General features: G+C 64.9%; 15 protein-coding genes. 8 read left to right on the forward strand and 7 right to left on the reverse strand.

Annotation, left to right across the window (positions count from 1 at the left end):
* Positions 1 to 78 precede the first annotated feature (78 nt).
* A complete protein-coding gene (locus ACTF4R_RS18855; RefSeq protein WP_440009719.1) occupies positions 79 to 807 on the forward strand; it encodes a glutamine amidotransferase in 729 nt (242 codons plus the stop codon).
* An 85-nt stretch (positions 808 to 892) separates the two neighbouring features.
* Positions 893 to 1,657 (forward strand): endonuclease/exonuclease/phosphatase family protein, encoded by a 765-nt coding sequence (locus ACTF4R_RS18860; RefSeq protein WP_440009722.1) that lies wholly within the window; start codon positions 893 to 895, stop codon positions 1,655 to 1,657.
* Between the two features lie 7 nt (positions 1,658 to 1,664).
* Here the strand turns inward: ACTF4R_RS18860 and ACTF4R_RS18865 are convergent, their stop codons facing one another.
* Positions 1,665 to 3,002, reverse strand: coding sequence for an aminotransferase class III-fold pyridoxal phosphate-dependent enzyme (locus tag ACTF4R_RS18865; protein ID WP_440009723.1), 1,338 nt, complete (start codon positions 3,000 to 3,002; stop codon positions 1,665 to 1,667).
* A 657-nt stretch (positions 3,003 to 3,659) separates the two neighbouring features.
* On the opposite strand from ACTF4R_RS18865, the gene ACTF4R_RS18870 reads away from it, so the two are divergent.
* Positions 3,660 to 5,477 carry a PQQ-binding-like beta-propeller repeat protein gene (locus ACTF4R_RS18870; RefSeq protein ID WP_440009725.1) on the forward strand — a complete coding sequence of 606 codons (1,818 nt, stop codon included), beginning with the start codon at positions 3,660 to 3,662 and terminating at the stop codon, positions 5,475 to 5,477.
* A gap of 270 nt (positions 5,478 to 5,747) precedes the next feature.
* On the opposite strand, the gene ACTF4R_RS18875 is transcribed toward ACTF4R_RS18870, so the two are convergent.
* Together ACTF4R_RS18875 and ACTF4R_RS18880 are read right to left on the reverse strand one after the other, a co-directional pair.
* Entirely contained in the window at positions 5,748 to 6,752 is a 1,005-nt protein-coding gene (locus tag ACTF4R_RS18875; RefSeq protein ID WP_440009727.1) for a hydroxyacid dehydrogenase, read from the reverse strand.
* Positions 6,753 to 6,932: 180 nt separating this feature from the next.
* Positions 6,933 to 8,561, reverse strand: coding sequence for a bZIP transcription factor (locus tag ACTF4R_RS18880; RefSeq protein ID WP_440009730.1), 1,629 nt, complete (start codon positions 8,559 to 8,561; stop codon positions 6,933 to 6,935).
* Between the two features lie 103 nt (positions 8,562 to 8,664).
* Here ACTF4R_RS18880 and ACTF4R_RS18885 point away from each other — a divergent pair, with 103 nt between their 5' ends.
* The gene (locus ACTF4R_RS18885) at positions 8,665 to 9,873 is read left to right on the forward strand and encodes a hypothetical protein (protein ID WP_440009733.1); all 1,209 of its coding nucleotides are present in this window, start codon (positions 8,665 to 8,667) and stop codon (positions 9,871 to 9,873) included.
* 62 nt (positions 9,874 to 9,935) lie between these two features.
* Here the strand turns inward: ACTF4R_RS18885 and ACTF4R_RS18890 are convergent, their stop codons facing one another.
* Entirely contained in the window at positions 9,936 to 11,450 is a 1,515-nt protein-coding gene (locus ACTF4R_RS18890) for a sulfatase family protein (protein ID WP_440009735.1), read from the reverse strand.
* Between the two features lie 641 nt (positions 11,451 to 12,091).
* Here ACTF4R_RS18890 and ACTF4R_RS18895 point away from each other — a divergent pair.
* Complete coding sequence (locus ACTF4R_RS18895; protein WP_440009737.1) at positions 12,092 to 14,056, forward strand: archaea-specific SMC-related protein; 1,965 nt, start codon at positions 12,092 to 12,094, stop codon at positions 14,054 to 14,056.
* A gap of 177 nt (positions 14,057 to 14,233) precedes the next feature.
* On the opposite strand, the gene ACTF4R_RS18900 is transcribed toward ACTF4R_RS18895, so the two are convergent.
* Complete coding sequence (locus ACTF4R_RS18900; protein WP_440009740.1) at positions 14,234 to 15,025, reverse strand: IclR family transcriptional regulator; 792 nt, start codon at positions 15,023 to 15,025, stop codon at positions 14,234 to 14,236.
* Positions 15,026 to 15,274: 249 nt separating this feature from the next.
* Between ACTF4R_RS18900 and ACTF4R_RS18905 the strand changes: the two genes are divergently transcribed.
* Entirely contained in the window at positions 15,275 to 16,774 is a 1,500-nt protein-coding gene (locus ACTF4R_RS18905) for a CoA-acylating methylmalonate-semialdehyde dehydrogenase (protein WP_440009742.1), read from the forward strand.
* Between the two features lie 133 nt (positions 16,775 to 16,907).
* Here ACTF4R_RS18905 and ACTF4R_RS18910 read toward each other — a convergent pair whose 3' ends face one another.
* Positions 16,908 to 17,705 (reverse strand): sugar phosphate isomerase/epimerase family protein, encoded by a 798-nt coding sequence (locus ACTF4R_RS18910; RefSeq protein ID WP_440009744.1) that lies wholly within the window; start codon positions 17,703 to 17,705, stop codon positions 16,908 to 16,910.
* A gap of 338 nt (positions 17,706 to 18,043) precedes the next feature.
* On the opposite strand from ACTF4R_RS18910, the gene ACTF4R_RS18915 reads away from it, so the two are divergent.
* Entirely contained in the window at positions 18,044 to 19,021 is a 978-nt protein-coding gene (locus ACTF4R_RS18915; protein WP_440009747.1) for a TIGR03557 family F420-dependent LLM class oxidoreductase, read from the forward strand.
* 12 nt (positions 19,022 to 19,033) lie between these two features.
* Here ACTF4R_RS18915 and ACTF4R_RS18920 read toward each other — a convergent pair whose 3' ends face one another.
* A complete protein-coding gene (locus tag ACTF4R_RS18920; protein WP_440009749.1) occupies positions 19,034 to 19,819 on the reverse strand; it encodes an SDR family NAD(P)-dependent oxidoreductase in 786 nt (261 codons plus the stop codon).
* A 272-nt stretch (positions 19,820 to 20,091) separates the two neighbouring features.
* Here ACTF4R_RS18920 and ACTF4R_RS18925 point away from each other — a divergent pair, with 272 nt between their 5' ends.
* Entirely contained in the window at positions 20,092 to 20,895 is an 804-nt protein-coding gene (locus tag ACTF4R_RS18925; RefSeq protein WP_440009751.1) for an aldo/keto reductase, read from the forward strand.
* Positions 20,896 to 20,984 lie beyond the last annotated feature (89 nt).

The raw sequence follows: 20,984 nt of genomic DNA on the forward strand, positions 1-20,984 counted from the left end.
ACGTCCGTCATTGGCACCCTGTCAGCGAAATTACCATCGACCGACACCGTTATAGAGGATGCATTTGACCCTCGAACGATGACAGACATCCTCCTGGCCGGCGAATCGTGGGTGACCGTACAGCTCGAAATCAAAGGAAGGAACGTCATTCGGGACAGCGAATACGGCGAGGCCGCCGACCGGTACGTCGAGTTGCTCGAAGGGCTGGGAGCGTCGGTGACCTACCAGCCGTGTCACGTCGCCGCGGAGTCGTTCCCCCGGACGCGCGAGGAGCTAGACGCGTACGACCTCGTCGTTCTGAGCGACGTCGGCGCTGACACGCTCCAGATAACCGAACGGGTCGCTGCGGGTGACACCGACGCTGACCGGTGTGCGCTGCTCGCGGAGTGGGTCCGCGACGGGGGCGCGCTCGGAATGGTGGGCGGTTACATGAGTTTCGCAGGGAAAGGCGGGCAGGCGCGGTACGGCTCGACCCCGGTCGCCGACGTCCTCCCGGTCGAGGTGTCGACCGGCGACGACCGCGTCGAGAAGCCCGCGGGTGCCGTCCCACGGAACGCCGGCGTCCCCGACGCCGACCTGCCCGAGGAGTGGCCCCACGTCCTCGGTTACAACCGGTTCGCGGCGAAACCGGAGGCGGAGGTCTGGGCGACGGTCGACGACGACCCCTTCCTCGTCGTCGGCGATGCCGGCGACGGGAGCGCGTTCGCCTACGCCACAGACTGTGCTCCCCACTGGGCCCCCGAGGCGCTGCTCGACTGGGAACACCTCCCGACGGTGTGGGAGCGCGTCGTGGACCGGGTGACGTGACGTGTCCCGTCGACGTGCGGGCGGTACCCGACCGTGCTCCGGCCGGGTCGAACGCTTGAAGCACTCCGCCCGCTATTCGTAGCGTATGGGCGAGACGCTCCGGGTGCTCTCGTACAACGTTCACGGCGGCATCGGCGTCGACGGAAGACTCGACCTCGACCGCGTCGCTAGCGTCGTCCGGCGGGTGGACCCCGACGTCGTCGGCCTCCAGGAGGTCGACCGCCGGTTCCGTGCGAGCAGCGAGTACGAGGACCAGTTCGCGGTGCTGCGCGACCGACTGGGCGCCCACGGCGTGTTCGCACCGGCGCTGGAACGGGAGCCGACCGACGACTCCGGCGGCGACCCCCGACAGTACGGCAACGCCGTGCTGAGCCAGGGCCCCGTCCGGTCGTCGCGGACGCTCGAACTGCCGGCGGACCCCGAGTCGGAACGGCGGGTCCTCCTCGTCACGGACGTCGAACTGGAGGGGACGTCGCTGTCGTTCGCCACGACGCACCTCGGCCTGACCGCCGACGAACGCCGACGGCAGGCCGGGGCCATTCTCGACGTGGCGATAGAGACGCAACTGCCGCAGGTGCTCGTCGGGGATTTCAACGCTCCGCCCGACAGCGTCCCCATCTCGGCGCTCACCGAGACGTACGTCGACGCGTTCGACGACCGCGGCGCAGGCCACGCGCCGACGTTCCCCGCTTCGTCGTCGAACGACGGAACGGGCGAGTCGACGACTCCGGAGCGCCGCATCGACTACGTGTTCTGCACGCCGGACGTCGCCGTGCGGTCGGTGGGGCGAGTCCACTCGCCCGCGTCGGACCACCTCGCGCTGACGGCGACGCTCGAACTGCCGTCGTAGCGGCGGCTCAGTCGCGTTCGCCAGTGCGCTGTCTGAGCGTCGCACCCACGGGGTCTCCGCGCAGTCGGTCGGTGACCTCGTCGTCCTCGACGGCGTCCGCCAGTTCGGCGAGCGCCGTCTCGTAGACGTCGAGCGTGTAGGCGACGTCGTCGGTCGTGTGACTGTACGACGGCAAGTGGGTGCCGGAGAAGAGGACGCCGCGGTCCATACACTCCTGCATGAACAGGCTCTTGGCGGCGGTGTCGACGTCGCCGTCCTCGTCGTGGAACCGCACCGCGAACCGCCACGGATACCCCGTGGCGCTCGTCCGGTCCGCGAGTCCGTACTCCACGGCGAGGTCGTTGTAGCCGTCGCGGAGCGTTCGTCCCCGCACGGCGATTCTGTCGGTGACGTCCTCCTCGCGAATTACGTCGATGCAGGCCTTCGTCGCCGCCAGCGACATCGCTTCGCCAGCGTACGTCGTGGAGAAGAACACGTCGTCGTCCTCCAGCGTCCGCATCACGTCCTCGCGGCCGGCGAGCGCCGATATCGGGAACCCGTTCGCCATCCCCTTGGCGAAACAGCCGAGGTCGGGCGTCACGTCGAAGAACTCCTGCGCGCCGCCGAGGGCGAATCGGAAGCCGGTCAGCACCTCGTCGAAGACGAGGAGCGCGCCGTGCTCCCTGGTCAGTTCGCGAACCCGCTGGAGGAAGTCGTCCTCGGGCGGGTGGAGGTTCACCGGCGTCGTGACGACGGCCGCCACGTCGTCGGGGTGCGCCTCGAATATCCGTTCGAGGCTTTCGACGTCGTTGTACTCGAACGTCGCAGTCAGGTCTGCGGTCGACGCGGGCACGCCCCGGTCCATCTCCGTCGCGCCCGTCCACACGTCCGGCCAGCCGTGATACCCCTGCGTCGCGACGACGTCTCGGCCGGTGTACGCTCGGGCGAGTTTCGCGGCGAGCGTCGTCACGTCGTTGCCGTTCTTGGCGAACCGCACCATCTCTGCGCAGGGGACGACGTCCGTGAACAGTTCCGCCACCTCTACCTGGAGAGGGTGGGGCATCGAGAACGTCGTCCCGTCGTGAAGCTGTGCTTCGACGGCGTCGGTTACCGCGGGATAGTCGTAACCGAGGATGGCCGGCCCCAGCGCCATCGTGTAGTCGACGTACTCGTTACCGTCGACGTCCCAGACGTGCGACCCCTCTCCACGTTCGACGTGCGTCGGGGCGACGCCTCGCACCCAGTTCGATGGCCCCTTGCTCTGGGTCTGTGAACCGCCGGGGATGACGTCGGTCGCGCGGTGCAATAGCTCTCGCGAGCGTTCCAGTGGACGTTCCCCTGTCGAGACTCTCTGCTGGTCGTCCATTGTCGTGAGAACGTGACCGCGGACGAATAAATCTTCGTCCGCCCCTGTCGATTCCTGTCAACAGGACGTGGGTCGACATCGGTGCGTCGTTCGTCCGCCGTCCTCGTCTCGGAATCGGACCTCCCGGGCGGAGTTTGACTCTTTGAAACGCGGTGATGCCGAACCAGCTACTCCGGTACCGGTAAAGGGCGGTGAGTCGGTCAGACGCAGGGCTTTCCGCCGGAATTGCACCACGCGTTCTGCAATCACTGGCGACGCGACGCTCACTCCTCCTGACCGGCTCTGTTTCCTGTTGCCAAACGATAGCTCCCATTCGGCGTCACAGGCGTTACATCTCTATCTCTGTAAAGGACAGGCCGGTGAAAAGTGTTGGAGAGCGACTTGCTCCTCGCCAACGAGGAGCTCTCGATGGAACGCCGTCCGGAATCGAGAGGCGGTTCGACCGCCGAACGACGCCGATTTGGGAGCGCGAAACGCGGGGCTTCGAGACGACGGACTCCGTTCGCTCACGGTCGACGGTATCGACCTCTGAGACGGTCGGGACACGAAGGACGATTCGAGTGAACTGGGGCCACGAGTGCGGCAACTCGCTCGAAGTTCGACGATTCTTCGTGCGGCAGGGATACGATTTATAGGGGCACGGCCGCATCGGGGTGTATGGAGGAGCGATTTCGAGTCACCAGTCTCGGGCGGGCAGCACCGACCATCTCGATATCGGCGTCGTGTCGCGTCGGCGACGCCGTCCACGTCGGGACCCGGAGCGTCCACCCGACGAGGGTCGCGGCACTCGACCTGGCGAGTGCGACGACAGACGCCCAGCACGAGGTACCCGGCGTCGGCGGCATCCGCGGGATGGTCGAACACGACGGAGTCGTCTACTTCGGCACCTACCACCCCGCGAGCCTCTACCGGATCGACCCCGACGGTGCGGGCGTGACGGAACTGGCCACGTTCGACGACGAGACGTTCGTCTGGGACGTGGCGGCCGTCGACGGGTGCGTGTACGCGGGTACGTACCCCCACGCGACGGTCCGCGAGTACGACGTCGAAGCGGGGGAGGCGCGTTCGCTGGGACGGGCGCGCGAGGACGTCGACTACGCCCGGAGCATCGTCGCCAGCGAGGACACCATCTACGTGGGCGTGGGCACGAAGGCACAGCTCGTCGCGGTAGACCGGGAGAGTGGCGAGAAGCGATCGATTCTGCCAGCGGAACTGACCGACGAGAACACGGCGTACGAACTGGCGCTGACCGACGACGAGGTGATCGTTCGGCTGACTCCCGACGGGACGCTCTGTGCGATCGACCGCGACGACCCGTCCTCTTTCCGTCTCGTCGACGAGGGCGTCTCGACGGTCGCCGTCGACGCGGAGACGGTGTACGGGTTCAAGGACGGGACCGTCCTCCAGTACGGAGTCGACCGAGGGCCGGAACCGATCGGATCGGGCATAGACAACTTCGAGCCCTTCTGGCTCTCGGTCGACGACGGGGCCGCCGTCGGGGCGTCGTCGGACGGCTCGGTCTGGTCGTCCGGAGTCGGCGACGTCGAAGTGATCGACCTGGCCGACGCCGGCATGAGTCGCGGCGCGGAAAGGCCCCAGGCAGCTCTCGCGCTCGACGACGCCGTCTACGTCACGTCCCACGGGAAGATACACCGCCATCGCGACGGCGACGCCGTCGAAACCCGGAGCGTTCCCGGCGAGGGGAAGGCGATGGTGGCCGTGGACGGCACGATCTATCTCGCCACGTATCCAGACGCCAGCGTCGTCGAGTACGACCCCAAGAGAGACGAACGGCGGACGCTCGCGACTATCGGCGAGACCCAGAACCGGTCGCGGACCATCCACTACGACGAGGGTCGCGACGCCCTCTACGTCGGGACCCGTCCGGATTACGGGCACATCGGCGGTGCCGTGGCCGCATTCGACAGGGAGACCGGCGACGTCCGGGTCCACCGGGACGTCGTCGCGGAACAATCGATTTCGAGCATCGCCCGCGACGGCGAGGACGTCTACCTCGGGAGCGAGATCCAGGGTGGACTCGGAATCGAACCGGTCGCGAGCACCCCCCGCCTCGTCTCCTGGGACCCCGAGGCGTTCGAGACGGGGTGGGAACTCGCTCCGGTCGAGGAGACGACGGGCATCGACGACGTCGTGGCTCTCGACGGGATGCTTTACGGGGTCACGGTCGACGGCGACCTCTTCGTCGTCGACCCCGACGTCCCCGAAGTCGTCCATCGTGGGACGGTCACCGACGGCTGGACCACGCTGGCGACGCACGAGGGGGCAGTCTACGGGCTGAGCACGGAGGCGGTTATCAGGATCGATCCTCGAACGTACGACGTGACGACCGTCGTCGACGGACTCGACGGTCAGTGGTACGGCAACCCCAGAATCACGATTGGCGACGAGGGCGAAATCTACGCGCTCTCCGGGTACGACCTCGTCCGCGTGGAAGAGTCGTCGCCCTCCGAGTGACCGAGCGTGGCCCCGGAAGGGGTCGACCCCGAAGAACGTGGGCCGCGAGAGTCTCCGCTCGTTCGGAAATGGCCTTCTCGCCGAGCGAAACGTCGGTGTTCCGCGTTCGGAACCGAACTCGGCTCCGCCGTTGCGGTCGCGGGGTCACGTCGCGGAGCCGGTGACCGTCGACGACCCCCGTAGCCGTTCGCCGTGTTCGTCAACGGACACACCGTCGCGGTGGACGTCGAGGACTGGCACCCTGTCCTCGAATCCCATCCACCCCCACGCTCAGGACTCGACGTGGTCGTCGGTCATCAGCTCGAACCGCTCGCGCGGAATCTCGTGACGGAGCGGTTCGTCCTCGACGAAACGTTCTATCTCCGATATCACGGTCTCGGCGAGCCGACTCCGGGAGGGCGCGCCAGCGACGTGGGGAAACAGGACGGCGTTCTCGAGGGTCCGGAGGGGACTGTCGGCGGGGAGCGGTTCCTCCTCGTAGACGTCTAAGACCGCCCGGATGCGCTCTGCCTCCAGTTCGTCGACCAGTGCCGATTGGTCGACGAGCCTCCCCCGGGCGGCGTTGACGAGCAGCGCACCGTCCCGGAGCCGACCCAGTCGCTCGGCGTCGAGGAGGTAGTGGGTCTCCGGCGTCAGCGACGCGTGAATCGACACGACCGGCGACTCCGAGAGGACGGTGTCGAGGGACGTGAGCCGGGCGTCGTACCCGTCGAGCGCAGACTCCTCGACGTACGGGTCGTAGACGAGCGCCGTGACGTCGAACGGGTCGAGCAGATCGAGCAGGTCGCGACCGACGGTGCCCAGTCCGACGAACCCCACCGTCCGGTCGAACAACGTCTCGGTCCGGTTCCAGCCGTCCGGCCACTCGCCGGCCCTCGTCTCCGCGGTCAGGTTCGCCACGTCCCGGAGCCCGGTCAGGACGTACGTGAGAACCCCCTCGGCGACGTATTTCGCCATCACCTCGTTGGCGCTGCAGACGATGACGCCCTCGTCGTAGAGGGCGTGCGAGCCGATCACCGCGACGCTCCCCCCGACGTGCGCGACGAGCGAGAGGTCCTCGGCGTCGGCCAGCACCGTCTCGTCGAGCGTCCGCGTCCCCCAGCCAGTGACACAGACGTCGACGCCCCGGAGCCGGTCGGAAAGCTCCGTCCGGGTCAGCTGTTCGGAGGTCTCGTTGTACGTCACGTTTCCCAGCCGTTCGAGTCGGCGACGCTGCTCCGGGGGGAGGACGTTCTCGCGCAGTTCCCCGTCCGGAAGCGTAACCAGTACGTCCATCGTCTGGCAGGTATGGGGGTGACACAATAAGCGTTCTGACGACGGACGTGTCGTCGCCTTCGTTCGGCTCCCCCCACGAGTAGCCGGTACCGTCCGCGTGAGCGATTTCTTCGACTGGCCGACTGACGTCACTCCTCTGGAAGGGTTGCGCCACGCACTGCGTGGCGGTCGTTCGGTCCGCTAGAGTAGATTGTTGTCGTCCATCCGTCGCCAGCCGGGGACGTTCGCGTCCCAGTACGCGGGAACGGGGGGACTGCTGCCGGTGTGGAATGCCAGATCACCGTGGTCTCTCCCTTCCGCCGCGCCGGACGCCGAGAGGTCCTGCGGGACGAACCGAGCGCCATCACCACGCACCACCGACGAATCGCCCGAGTAAATCGGTTCGTCGGCGGAACTGTCCCCCGACGACCAACACGACGACTGTTCGACGAAGACGTTTCTGGCGTCCTGGATGTTGACGAGGGATTCCATCCCGCCGGTGTACTCGCAGTTTCGAACGACGACCCGGTCGTCGTCGTCCATCGCCCGAACGTACCCGGTTCCTCCGTTTGCCCAGACGCCGTCGACGAGAATCATCGACCCGTTGTTACCGGTGGAGTTGTCTCCGTTGTCCAGCGAGCCGACGAGCCACTGGCCGTCCGGATAGCTGGACTGGTCGTTCTTGAACTCGGTGTATCCACCGTACATCTTGAACGACTGGATGTCGTCGAGAAGCACGTGGTAGTGGCTGTCCCTGACCAGTTGCAGTGTGCAACCGAACAGGGAGATATCCGAGTCACCGCTGTTGAACCGTAGTGGAACTGCGCTAGGGTAGGTAACGTCGCAGCCGAAAAATCGCATGGCGTTGTTGCCTCCGTCGTCGACGTTCGCGTTGATTAGCCCGGCGTCGTGGGTGTCGACGTGGCTGAAGGTCGCCGAAAACGACTGGCTGTCCTTGTTGTCGTTGCCTTCGTTGACGTCGTATTTGAAGGCTCTTCCGCCGCTCGATTTGATGAACCGGATGTTCTCGAAGTAGTGGTTGGTGCCACCCATCACTCGGGCAACGTTGGGACTGTATTCGACCTGTAGGTCCCGGATGGTGACCTGTGTCGTCGCCGCATCGTCGGTCGGATTGATCTCGAAGATCGGGTTTTCTCCGGATATCCTCGTCGCTCCGGGACCGTGTCCCTGAATTACGATATTGCCTCCCTCCCAATCGTTCGTTCCGAGTTTGATTGGAAAGCTGTCCGGCACCGCGTAGTCTCCTTCGATAACGACCTTCCCGGCGCGGACCGGAGGTTCGCCGTTGTACTCCGTGTTGTCGACTGCGAGGTTGTCCACTGCGTTCTGGACGTACTGGTATTCGGCATTTTCGCCCACGTAATTGATGGCGTTGCTGTTGTGATCGTCTCCGAAGGCGCTCGCTGTTCCGCTCGCGCCGAGGAGAGTGCCGCCTCCGACCATGGCGCCGAGCACCTGTCGCCGCGTCTTCGACCCCAACAGGCCACCGCTGGTCTGCTCTTTCAACTTCTCGTTCTCGGCTTCGAGGGTCTCGATTCGTCGTTCGAGGGCGTCGATACGGGACTTCTCGTGGTTATCCTGAGTTCTCTCGCTCATCGTTTGCCTGCCGGAACTCGTCTCTGTTCCGGACGAATTTATTTCGTTCCTATAATACTTATATTTTCCTGCGATTAGAAATTTCGGGAGTGATACAGTGGAGATGGTCCCGTGACCGGTCGCGTGTACGGTCGAACCAGGTCCAGTCTCGCCCGGTGAGCATCTTGAATGACTACAATTGTACATAAAGTTTATTGAGGTAACGAGTAGCATACATTAGTGTGGTGTGGATTCGACACCATCACCACGGAATACGACTATGACAGCCGAAAGACAACTAGACGGACTACGACTGAGTCGGCGAGCGATGATGGTAATGGCGGGCGGAGCCGGGTTGCTGGGCGTCGCAGGCGGAACCGCGAACGCCGCCTCCGGCCAACCGGACCCGTCGTTCGAAACCGAACAGGTGGTGGGCGACGAGGACTGGATGTACGATTCGATTCAGGCCGCCCACGACGACGTGGACGCGGGCGGCCGCATCTACGTCACCGAGAGCTACGACTCGGCGAACGAGTCGTTCCCCATCGTCCTGTCCAATCACGTCAACGTAACCGGTGCTCACCGCGGAAGCACCGTCGTCGACGCGGGCGACTCCGGCGAGAACGTCTTCGAGATCCGCGAGGGCATCGACGACGGCCAGCGGCCGTACCCCCTCACCCACGCGATACAGAACCTCCGCGTCGAGGGAGGAGAGATAGGCGTCCTCATCTCGCCGGAAACGTCCGCGACGATTCAGCACCTGGTCGTACGGAACACCAACTCCCACGGAGTAGCGAGCCTCGACCAGACGGGGAACTCGGGAGTGTCCTTCATGAACTACCTCCACAACGTCCACGTGTTCACCGTGGGCGGTAACGGATTCCACCTACCGTTCTCCGGCGTCAATCACGCGAGTCGACTCCAGTTCTGCGTCGCCTGGGACAACGACGGAATCGGCGCGAACGTCGGCGGCTACGGCACGCACATCGCGGGCGGCGTCTACCAGGGCAACGGCCATCACGGAATTCGATTCGCCCCCGGCGCGAACCAGTTCGTCCGCGACGCCTACCTGGAAGGGAACGGCGACGACCAGCGCGCCAACGAGGACCACGAGTACTCCGCGGACGTTCAGGTTCACAACACGCAGGCGTCCATCGAGAACTGCTACTTCCAGGGGGCCGGCGCCGGCGGCCGGTCCGAGCGCGGCGTCGACTTCAAGGGCGGCATCAACTCGCACGTCCGGAACTGCCTGTTCCGGAACCACCTCGAGGGCGCCGTCTACGTCGACGAGAACTCGACCCAGTGCGACGTCCACATGGAGTCGAACATCAACTGGGACGATACGTACCTCGTCGCGGACAACGGCGACCGCACGCGCTCGGAGGGGGAGATTCTGCCGACGGACCTCTCGTCCACACCCGGCCAGTACGCGCACGACTCCGGGTACGACGACGGCACGAACACCTCGTCGGGTCACCCGGAGCAGGCAGTCTGGCACGACGGTGCCTGGTACACCTGGGGCGGCGACGTCATCCGTCCCTCCTGAGCCCCCGACGACGCGGACGGTCGCGGTGGACCCGTCGGTAACTCCGACAGACGCCGCGAGGCCTACTCGCCGTCGAGATAGTCGGCGGCGGTCTGCTCGACGATGCCACCTCGTGCGAGCACCGTCTCGGCGTGCTCCTCGCGACCGGTTTCGCGCAGGCGCTCCGCATACTCCCCGGCGTGACCCTGCGCGTGGAACGGGCCGCCATCGCGAATCATCTCCCACAGTGGGTCGGTGACGCCGCCGGGCGACGACGGATTCCCTCCCGCGACGCCAGTCGCCGACTCCAGCAGCCGTTCGTCGACCCAGTCGGAGAGCAGCGAGAGGCCGTGGCGGGCGACGTCTGCGTGCTCGCGAGCGAGATTCGTCGTCTCGTGGGGGTCGGCGGCCACGTCGAACAGCATCACCGGGTCGAGCGCTTTGAGACCGTCGTGGTAGGTGCGAATCAGGAGCCAGTCGTCCCACCGGACCATCCTCTGGGCCGCCCAGGCACCCTGACTGCAGACGACGAATTCGCGGCCGACGTCCTCGCCGTCGGTGACCGAGACAGCAAACGATTCGCCGTCCCAGCCGGCGGTCCAGTCGACGCCTGCGAGGTCACAGAGTGTCGGCGCGAGGTCGACCTGATAGTGGAACTCGTCGTCGACGCCGGGTTCGACGTCCGGCCCCGAGACGACGAGGGGGACGTTGCACGTTCGCTCGTCGGCGGTCTGGTGGTCGCCGTAGACGTTGAGTTCGCCCTGGTTCTCGCCGTGGTCCGCCGAGACGACGATCAGCGTCTCCTCGCGAACGCCGTGCTCGTCCAGTGCTTCGAGCAGCATCGAGAGGTGGTCGTCCATGAAGCGGACGCCGATATCGTATCCGTCTATCCACTGCTCGAACTTGCTCCGGGAAGAAATCTCGTCGGGCGTCCGCTCCATCGCTGCGCCGTCCGTCCACCCTCGCGGTTCGCGGGCGCTGTGGGGGCCGTAGCTCTCGTACTGCTCGCTGATCGTCTCCGCGTCGGGGAACGCGGGCGCCGGTTCGTCGGCGAACGGGTTCTCGTACTCCTCTGGCGTGTTGTAGGGCGTGTGAGGGTCCCAGACGTTGACGTGAAGGTACCAGTCCTCTTCGGTCGCGTGCGCGTCGAGCCAGTCGAGCGCGTGCGGTACGACCTCGTCGGCGGTCTCTCTCCCCTCGCCGCCAGGGTCGCGCCACTCCTCGAACCCGTCCAGGACGTGCCAGGCACCGTGTCGCTGCGGGAAGCTACTGACGAATCCCGTCCGATAGCCCGCCTCCCGGAGGAGCGACGGGAACGTTCGGTGGTCGGGGTGGTTCTTGAACGCCCGCTCCGTGCCGTGACGGTGCGGTTCGGCGGTCAGCCCGCCGTGGTTGACGACGCCCGTGTGGATGCCGAACCGTCCCGTGAACAGCGCGGTCCGCGACGGGAGGCAGGGAACGTCCGAAGCGTAGTAGTTCGTGAAGCGACGGCCCTCCTCAGCGAGTGCGTCGACGGTCGGCGAGGTGTTGCGGTCGTAGCCGTAACAGCCCAGATGGTCCGGACGCAACGAGTCGACGTCGAAGTACAGGATACGCATGAACAGTCTCAATTGATAGACCCGTAGTAATTCTCTTTTGGTTCGTGAGGCCAGTGACACGTTCGAGCGACGACAGTGCGTCGTTTCCGGTGGTTCCTCGTCGAGTGAAACGGCTTCGTGCGTACGTCTCGTTCGGCCCTCTGCGGTTGCGGGCGTTCTTCGAGCGGCCACCGTCCGCCACTCACGCCCAGGGGGTTTTATCATACTAAACGGCGGGTGGTATCACGACCTCGAGGGATGAATCAGCAGGCAGGGAATCGGCGCGACGACCACTTCGTCCGGGAGCAACACCGTCGAAACTGGAAACTCTCGGTTTTCTCGGTCACGCTCGGAAAGTTCGACTCACCGTACCTTCCACCCTGCCCGTGAATGAGAACTTTAATTCCCCCCGCGTTCGTACTGTTTCTAATCTCCAAACGCCAGCCTGCGGAACTGTGTCCGTAATAGCCCTCCTGCCCGGTGAATCCGAACATTCCGCGTTCCGTCACACCACGGCCGGTCGTGCACGGTCGACGAGTCGACGAAGGCGGTGTCCGTGTCTGTGCCCGTCCGGCGTGACTCCTCCTGTTACAGTCTTAGGGCTGTAATAGATGTGATATCGAAGACCGGATTTTATATATGAGCAACACTACGACAGTGATATGGGAGCAACTCAGGATAAACGTCTTCACCCTGTGATTTCGGTCCGGAACATCGGTGGCATCGACGAGACGGAAGTGACGCTGGCATCCGGTGTAACCGCACTGACGGGGCGGAACGCGACGAACCGAACGTCGCTGCTACAGGCCCTCATGGCCGCTCTCGGGAGCGAACGCGCGTCGCTCAAGGCCGACGCCGACGAGGGAACGGTCACGCTGGAACTCGGCGACGAGACGTACACGCGCACGCTGACGCGATCGAACGGGACGATCGCGACGAGCGGCGACCCGTACCTCGACGATCCGGAACTCGCCGACCTGTTCGCGTTCCTGCTCGAATCGAACGAAGCCCGGCGGGCGGTCGCGCGCGGCGACGACCTGCGCGACCTCATCATGCGGCCGATCGACACGGACCGAATCCAGGCCGAAATCGAGCAACTCGAGAGCGAGAAACGAAACCTCGACGAGCGACTCGACGAACTCGACACGCTCGCTAACCGACTACCCGAACTCGAACGGGAGCGATCGCGTCTCGAATCCGACCTCGAAGCAAAACGGGAGGACCTCGCCGACAAGGAGGCCGAGATCGAGGACGTCGACGCCGACCTGGACGAGACCCGATCCGAAAAGGAAGCGCTCGAGGAGAAGCTCGACGAACTGCGCGACGTGCGCTCCCGACTCGAAGATACGCGCTTCGACATCGACACCGAGAAGGAGAGCCTGGAGGCGCTGCAGGCCGAGGTCGCGGAACTCGAAGACGACCTGGACGACGTCGGCGACGTCGATGAGCGAGCGGTCGACGACCTCGACAGCGAAATCCGGCAATTACGCGACCGGAAACAGGAGATCGAAGCGACGATGTCGGAGCTCCAGTCGGTCGTCCAGTTCAACGAGGAGATGCTCGAGGGCACGAGCCAGGACGTGGCCGACGCGTTGCGAACGGACGACGACGCCGGTTCGGAGACGGACGGCTCCCTCACCGATCAACTGGTCGAGGACACGGACACGGTGGTCTGCTGGACCTGCGGGTCGGAAGTCGACCGCGAGGAGATCGAGACGACGCTCGACCGACTTCGCGAGCTTCGCCGCGAGAAACGCAGCGAACGTAACGAACTCGGGTCGGAGATCGACGACCTGCAGGCGGAGAAACGCACGATAGAGGAGGAACGACGAAAGCGCGAAGAAGCGACTCGTCGTCTCGAACAGCTGGAATCCGAGATCGACGACCGAGAGACGCGTCTCGAAGAACTGCGGACGACCCGCGACGAGTTCGCCGACGAAATCGCAACCCTCGAAGAGGAGGTCGAAGCGCTCGAACAGGACGATTACGGCGACATTCTCGATCTCCACAAGGAGGCGAACCAGCTCGAGGTCGAGATCGGTCGCATCGAAGACGACCTCGAAGCCGTCGAAGAGGAGATCGGCGAGGTCGAAGACGAACTGGCGACCAGAGACGACCTGGAGAGCCAGCGCGAGAGCGTTCAGGAGGAGCTCACCGAACTCCGGACGCGCGTCGACCAGATCGAGGCCCAGGCGGTCGAGGAGTTCAACGAGCACATGGCGACGGTCCTGAACCTGCTCGATTACGAGAACCTCGACCGGATCTGGATCGAACGTACCGAACGGGAGGTCCGGGAGGGCAGACGGAAGGTCTCGAAGACCGCGTTCACCATGCACGTCGTCAGGAGTACGGAGTCGGGGGCGACGTACGAGGACACCATGGACCACCTCAGCGAGTCCGAACGGGAGGTCACGGGGCTGGTGTTCGCGCTCGCCGGCTATCTCGTCCACGACGTGTACGAGGAAGTGCCGTTCATCCTCCTCGACTCGCTGGAGGCGATCGACTCCGACCGCATCGCCGCGCTCGTGGACTACTTCAGCGAGTACTCCGACTACCTCGTCACGGCACTGCTCCCGGAGGACGCTGCCGCCCTCGACGAGAGCTACGAGCGCGTGACCGAAATCTAAGCGCGAACTCCCCATCGGTCGGCTCCTCGCGAGCGGTGATTCGTCGTCCGGTCCGATCCCGTGAACGCCGGGTTTGAGGCTCTCAAACCCCTGTCGGATTGATACGTTCCACTGGACGGCTCTTCCGTCTCCGCACCCCGCGCGGTGAGAGGCGGACACGACCCGTCGAGTCCGCCTTCAGGCGAACCTGGCGTTGATCTCGATCACGTTCGCCGACCGCTTCACCATGGCTGGAAGTTCCTCCTCGAACCAGTCTCCCTCCATTCGACTCGACGGACCCGAGACGCTCACTGCGCCGAGGACTTCGGAAGACGTTCGCACGGGTGCGGCAACGCACCGAAGTCCTTCTATCTTCTCCTCGTCGTCGATGGCGTATCCCCGTTCCCGCACGCGGGCCAGTTCGTCGAACAGTTCCTCGCGAGTAGTGATCGTCCGTTCCGTGAACTTTGGCAGTCCGTGACGGTCGACGATTTCGTCGACCCGCCGTTCACCGAGGTGAGCCAGAATCGCCTTTCCGAGCGCGATACAGTGGAGGTGTTCGCGCGTTCCGACGCTGGAAGCCGTCCGAACCGCCTCGTCGCTTTCGGCTTTGTGGATGTATACGGCCCGTCCGTGTTCCTCCGTTGCGAACTGCGCCAGTTCGCCGGTTTCCGCCGCGAGGTCCGTAAGCTCGTCTCGAACGATATCGTAGATTCCGAACCGCTCTTTCGTCGTCTCTCCGAGTTCGAGATATCGCAAGCCGAGTCGATACTCGTTTCCTTCTTTGACGACGTGCTCGTTCTGTAACAGCGTCGCCAGATGACAGTGAATCGTTCCCTTCGAGCGGTCGAGTCGATCCGCCAGTTCCGTCACTCGCACCCCATCTTGTTCCTGCAGGACGTCGATGATGTCGAGCGTCGTTTGTACCGCCTGGATCGTTCTCGAACCGGTCTCCCCCTCCGGCGTTCCCGGACTGGATTCCCCCGACATACGACAGGTTACCACTCGTTCCCACATAACTGTTCGTGTCGTTCAAACGAGGTCGTTTCCCGGATCGCTCTCCGAGCGCGGTAACACGGGCGCTTCGTCGACGTCGTACGGCGGATATCGCCGGGACGGACGGTCACGGAACGCGTCCACGCCTCGGGCGTCGTTTGAAGGCTTCGAACGCGCCGTCTCCGTCTCTTTCCGCTGAGCGGACGTAATGCCTTTGTAAACGTGCAGAGTAGCTCTACGGGTATGACGAGCAGGCAAGAAGAGGCGGGAGACGCTCCTGCGGTACCCGACTCCGTCAGTAACTACGTCGACGGGGAGTGGGTGGACGCTACCGCCGAAACGTCTCTTCCGGTAACGAATCCGGCGACAGGTGAGACACTGGCGACGGTGACGCTGTCGGCCGACCGCGACGTCGGTACGGCCGTCGACGCCGCGAGCGAGGCGTTCGAATCGTGGCGACGGGTACCCCCGGTCGACCGCGTCCAGTACCTGTTCGACCTCAAGCAGGAGCTGGAGAAACGCCACGAGGACATCGCACGAACGCTCTCCCGCGAACACGGAAAGACCGTCGCGGAAGCACGCGGCGAGGTTCGACGCGGAATCGAAAACGTCGAGGTCGCGGCCGGCATTCCGAACATGATGCGTGAGGGGAGTGGAACCGTCGAAGACGTGGCCGCGGGCATGGACGAGACGGCCGTCCGCCAACCGCTCGGCGTCTTCGCGGCTATCACTCCGTTCAACTTCCCGGCGATGATTCCGCTGTGGTTCCTGCCGTACGCCGTCGCGACCGGGAACACGTTCGTCCTCAAGCCGAGCGAGCGCGTCCCGCTGAGTTCGCAACTCATCGTAGAAGCTATCGAAGCGGTCGGACTCCCCGATGGCGTCGTCAATCTCGTCAACGGTGCGGCCGACACGGTGAACGCGATACTCGAACATCCGGACGTCGAGGGGGTCTCGTTCGTCGGGAGCACGCCGGTCGCGAAACACGTCTACGAAACCGCCGCCCGGCACGGAAAGCGCGTCCAGGCACAGGGCGGCGCGAAAAACTACGTGGTCGTCACGCCCAGCGCCATCCTGGACGACACCGTTCCGAACATCGTCGGTTCGGTGTACGGCAACGCGGGCGAGCGCTGTCTCGCGAACGACGTCGTGGTCGGCGTCGGCGACGTGTACGACGACCTGCGCGAGGAGGTCGTCTCGAACACGGAGAAACTCGTCGTCGGAACCGGCCTCGACGAGGACACCGACGTCGGCCCGCTGATCACGGAGGACGCCCGCGAGAACGTGGTCGCGATGGTAGACGAAGCGCTCGACGAGGGGGCCGACCTCGTCCTCGACGGCCGCGACTTCGACCATCCCGACCACGACGACGGCAACTTCCTCGGACCGACCATCCTCGAAGGCGTCACGGCCGACATGGCGATTGCCCAGGAGGAGATTTTCGGCCCGGTGTTGTGCCTCGCACGCGCCGACGACTTAGACGACGCCGTCGAGATGGTCAACTCGACCCGGTACGGCAACGCCTCGTCCATCTTCACCGAGAGGGGGAGCGAGGCCCGCAAGTACAAGTACGAGGTCGACGCCGGCAACGTCGGAGTGAACGTCGGCGTCTGTGCCCCGATGGGCTTTTTCCACTTCGGCGGCCGGAAGGACTCGTTCTTCGGAGACACCCACGCGCAGGGCGAGGACGCGGTCCAGTTCTACACCGAGAAGAAAGTCGTGATGGAGCGCTGGTACAGCTAGTGCCGAGCGGTCGGTTCACTGCGGTTCTTCTCGGGGCACGTTCGTTCCCGGACACCCCTGGGTCGACGCGTTCGTCCACCGGTCGGCTTCCGTCGTCCCCCGTCGGTCGATTCGAGACGGACGGATTTCCGGTTCAGCGGACGCGCTCGTGGTAGTAGTCGTAGTTCTCCTTCGCGTGAACGAGCGGTTTCCGGTGTCTGTTCTCCACCTCGACGGTAATCGGCCCGTCGTACCCCGCGGTTCGGAGTCGATCCCGAACGTCCCCGAACTCGATTTCGCCGTCGCCGAGGTCCGTGAACGACCGGAAGTAGTTGATGACGTGATCGAGGTTGAAGTTCGCCGCGGTGAGCGCTTCGACGTGGTCCTCGAACCCGTGCGGTGGGCGAACGTCCTTGAAGTGGACGTATCCGATGTCGTCCGCGAACCGGTCGACCCCGTCCCGAACGTCGCCGTACGGGTAGTAGTGGGCGGTGTCGAAGAGGAGCCGCAGGTTTGGCGGCCCCGCGTCGAGCCACGTCCGTATCTCGCTCGGCCGTTCGACGAGCGTCGCGCCGTGGTGGTGGAGCAACGGCGTGACGCCCGCGTCGTCGCACGCCGCACAGAGGTCGTTCAACCAGTCCTCGAACGTGGTCTCGCCGACGAGTCCTCGCCGCGGGGGGAGTAGTCCGTATCGGGTGACGCCGGCGTCTGCCACCAGCGACGCCCCCGCCGCCACGCGCTCTACCTGCTCGTCCGACTCGAGCCACTCCCCCATCACGCAGTACGGTTCGAGGTCGTGGCGGGCACAGCGGTCTCGTATCTCGTCCGGACCGGCCTCTCGGATTTCCGGGAGGCTGAACTCGATGCCGTCGTAGCGACACGCTCCGACGTCGCTTATCGCTCTATCCATCTCATCGATATCGTACATGATAGTCGAGTACCCCACCGACATGGCTACTCCGTCCACGGTCGGAGTATTAACGGTTCGGGTGACCCCCGACGGCGGCGTTCGGCCGGGCCGTATCGGTCCCGAGACCACCGAGGCTCACCGAAAACTTATGTCGACTGAGAGTGCCCGTTCAACGGGCGAAACGGTCTCGACGGCGAGAGGGGGTGACTCGTGAACGCAGTAGTCTTCCGCGGTCAGCGAGATGCTCGGGTCGATACGGGGGCGCTCGATGACGGCGGGGTCTCCGACGGTAGCGTCGTCGGACTCCGGGCAGTCGGCGATGTGGTGGCGAACCCGTCTCCGGTACTCGCCGTCAGCAACGCGTTCGAACCTACCGACACATGGTTTCGATTGACTACATGGCGCACCAGGAGCAGTACAGCCCGAGTCAGCTACTGTCGTACGCGGAACGCGCCGAGGGAGCCGGCTACGACTTCGTCTGGACGTCAGACCACTTCCATCCGTGGTTCCACACCGACGCCGAAGCCGGTTTCGCGTGGTCGTGGATGGGGGCCGCAACCGAGCGCCTCTCCCTTCCGATCGGCACCTGCGTGACGCCCGCGACCGGCCACTACCATCCTGGCGTCGTCGCGCAGGCGTTCGCCACGCTCCAGGAGATGCACGACGAGCGCGTCGTGCTGGGGCTGAGCACCGGCGAGGCGATGAACGAGACGCCGCTCGGATTCGACTGGCCGGAGTACTCCGAACGTCGCGACCGTCTCGAAGAGACGCTCGAAATCGTCCGACGGCTCTGGGACGAAGACGACTTCGTCACGTACGAGGGGGAACGGTTCCAGTTGGACGACGCGAAACTGTACACGACGCCCGAGACGACCCCCGAAGTTCACGTCGCCGCGAACGGCCCGAACACCGCTCGGCTCGCCGCCCGCCACGCGGACGGGTTCATCACGGTCATCAAAGGCGACGAGTACACGGACCGTCTCTATCCGGCCGTCCGTCGCTACGCGACCGAGGAGGGACGCGACCCCGACGCGATAGAGACGACGCTGTTGGTCATCGCGTCGTACGACCCGGACTACGAGCGGGCGGTCGAGGGGACGCGGCCGTGGTGGGCGACGACGCAGGACGTCTTCGACCGGGGGCTCGCGAACCCGAAGCGGATCGAGGCCGAGGGCGAGAAAGCTACCCGTGAGCAGGTCGAGGAGAAGTTCCTCGTCGCCGACGACCCGTCGACGCTCGCCGCCCGACTGGAGGAGTACGCTGCGATGGGGTTCGACCGCATCGCCGTCGCCAACACGAGTCCCGATCCCGGTCGACTGTTCGAGGTGATGGGCGACGAGGTCGTTCCGTCGCTCTGAGCGGTGGCCGTCTCAGTACACCTGCCACCCCCCGTCGACGTAGAGGAGTTCACCGGTGACGTAGGAGGCGTCCTCGCTGGCGAGAAAGAGGACCGCACCGGCGACGTCCTCCGGCGTGCCCGCGCGCTCGATGGGAACCGGCTTGGCCACCTCGCCCGCGGCGACCGCCTCTTTCTTCTTCTCAGCGCCGCTCCCGAACTCCGTCGCGATGTGACCCGGTGCGACCGCGTTGACTCTGACGTCGTGGTCCGCCAGTTCCAGCGCTGCACCCCGAGTTATCATCCGGACGGCGCCCTTCGTCGCGTCGTATGGAATCTGGTTCTTCTGCGCGTGCGTCGAACTGATCGAGGCGGTGTTGACGATGGAACCTGGCTCGCCGCGCTCTATCATGTCGTCGGCCGCCGCCTGACAGCCGAAGAAGACCCCACCGGCGTTGATCGACGTGATCCGGTCGAACTCTTCGGGGCTCACGTCGCGAAGCGACGATTCGAGGAACCATCCCGCGTTGTTCACCATGACGTCGACGCCACCGTACTCGCCGGCCGACGCGACGAGCGTGCGTATCGCGCTCGGGTCCGAGACGTCGGTTTCGACGAACTCGGCCTGCCCGCCGGCCTCCCGTATCGCCTCGTGAGTCGGCCTCTCTTCTCCCCGGTCCTTCGGTCGTTCGCGCACGTCTCCGTTGATCACGGTGGCTCCGGCCTCCCCGAACCGTACCGCTATCTCCCGGCCGATTCCGGAGCTTCCACCCGTGACGACGACGGTCTCGCCCGTGTAGTCGTAGCTAACTCGCCCCATTGGAGAAGGATAGTCGTCGACCGTCGACATCACTGTTTCGCGTCTATCGACGTCCGTGACAGGTCGGTGAACGTTCACGGGGACGGCCCTCACGTCCCCACCGTCGGCGCTCGAACGGAGGTCCAACTGGCGGCAACGGTCAGGACGACCACCGTCGTCCTCGTCGACATCGGTGGAACCGACGCCTCACGGCTGTCTCCCGAGGACGGCACTCGTCGGGGACGACGGGTCTCCGAGATAGCTTTACGGTCGCGCTCGGCGTACGTCCGGCTATGCGCGGAGCGAATATTCCGCGGCTCGGGTACGGAACGTACGACGTGCGAGGCGAAACGGGAGCGGAGTCCGTGGCTACCGCTATCGACGTCGGGTACCGGCACGTCGACACGGCACGGATGTACGAAAACGAGGACGTCGTCGGAGAGGGAATCAGACGGTCGGGAATCGACCGCGACGACCTGTTCGTCGCGACGAAGTTCGGCCACTTCACGGAGCCGGAGCCGACGCCGGAGTACGTCAGAGCCGCGGTCGCCGAGAGCCGCGAGGCACTCGGCGTCGACGCCATCGACCTGCTGTACGTCCACTGGCCGACCGACGACTACGACCCCGAGGTGGTGTTCCCCGTCATGAACGACCTTCGGGACGAGGGTGCGATACGCCATCTGGGAGTCAGCAACTTCACCGTCGACCACCTCCGGGACGCCCTGGCGGTCTCCGACGCGCCGATTCTCGCGAACCAGGTGGAGATGCATCCGTTGCTCCAGCAGGAGGAGTTGCTCGATTTCCTCCGCGACAGAGACCTGACTCTCGTGGCCTATTCGCCGCTGGCGCAAGGGAACGTGTTCGACGTACCTGTGTTACGGGAGATTGCGGCCAAACACGGCGTCAGCGAAGCCCGGGTGTCGCTGGCGTGGTTGCTGTCGAAGGAGAACGTGGTACCGATTCCGAAGGCCACCAGCGAGGAGCACGTCCGGGACAACTACGCCGCACTCGACCTGGAACTCGACGACGAGGACGTGGCTCGCATCGAGAGCATCGACCGGACGATGCGGCTGGAAAGCCCCGACTTCATGTGGTGATTCGAGGGGTGCCGTCACCGCCGGCCGTTCGTTTCTCGCGACGAGCTAACAGAAGCAGTATCGGAAGCCGAATCTTTAAGCGCCGAATC

Source organism: Halomicrococcus pelagicus (genome assembly GCF_051917725.1).
GTDB lineage: Archaea > Halobacteriota > Halobacteria > Halobacteriales > Haladaptataceae > Halomicrococcus.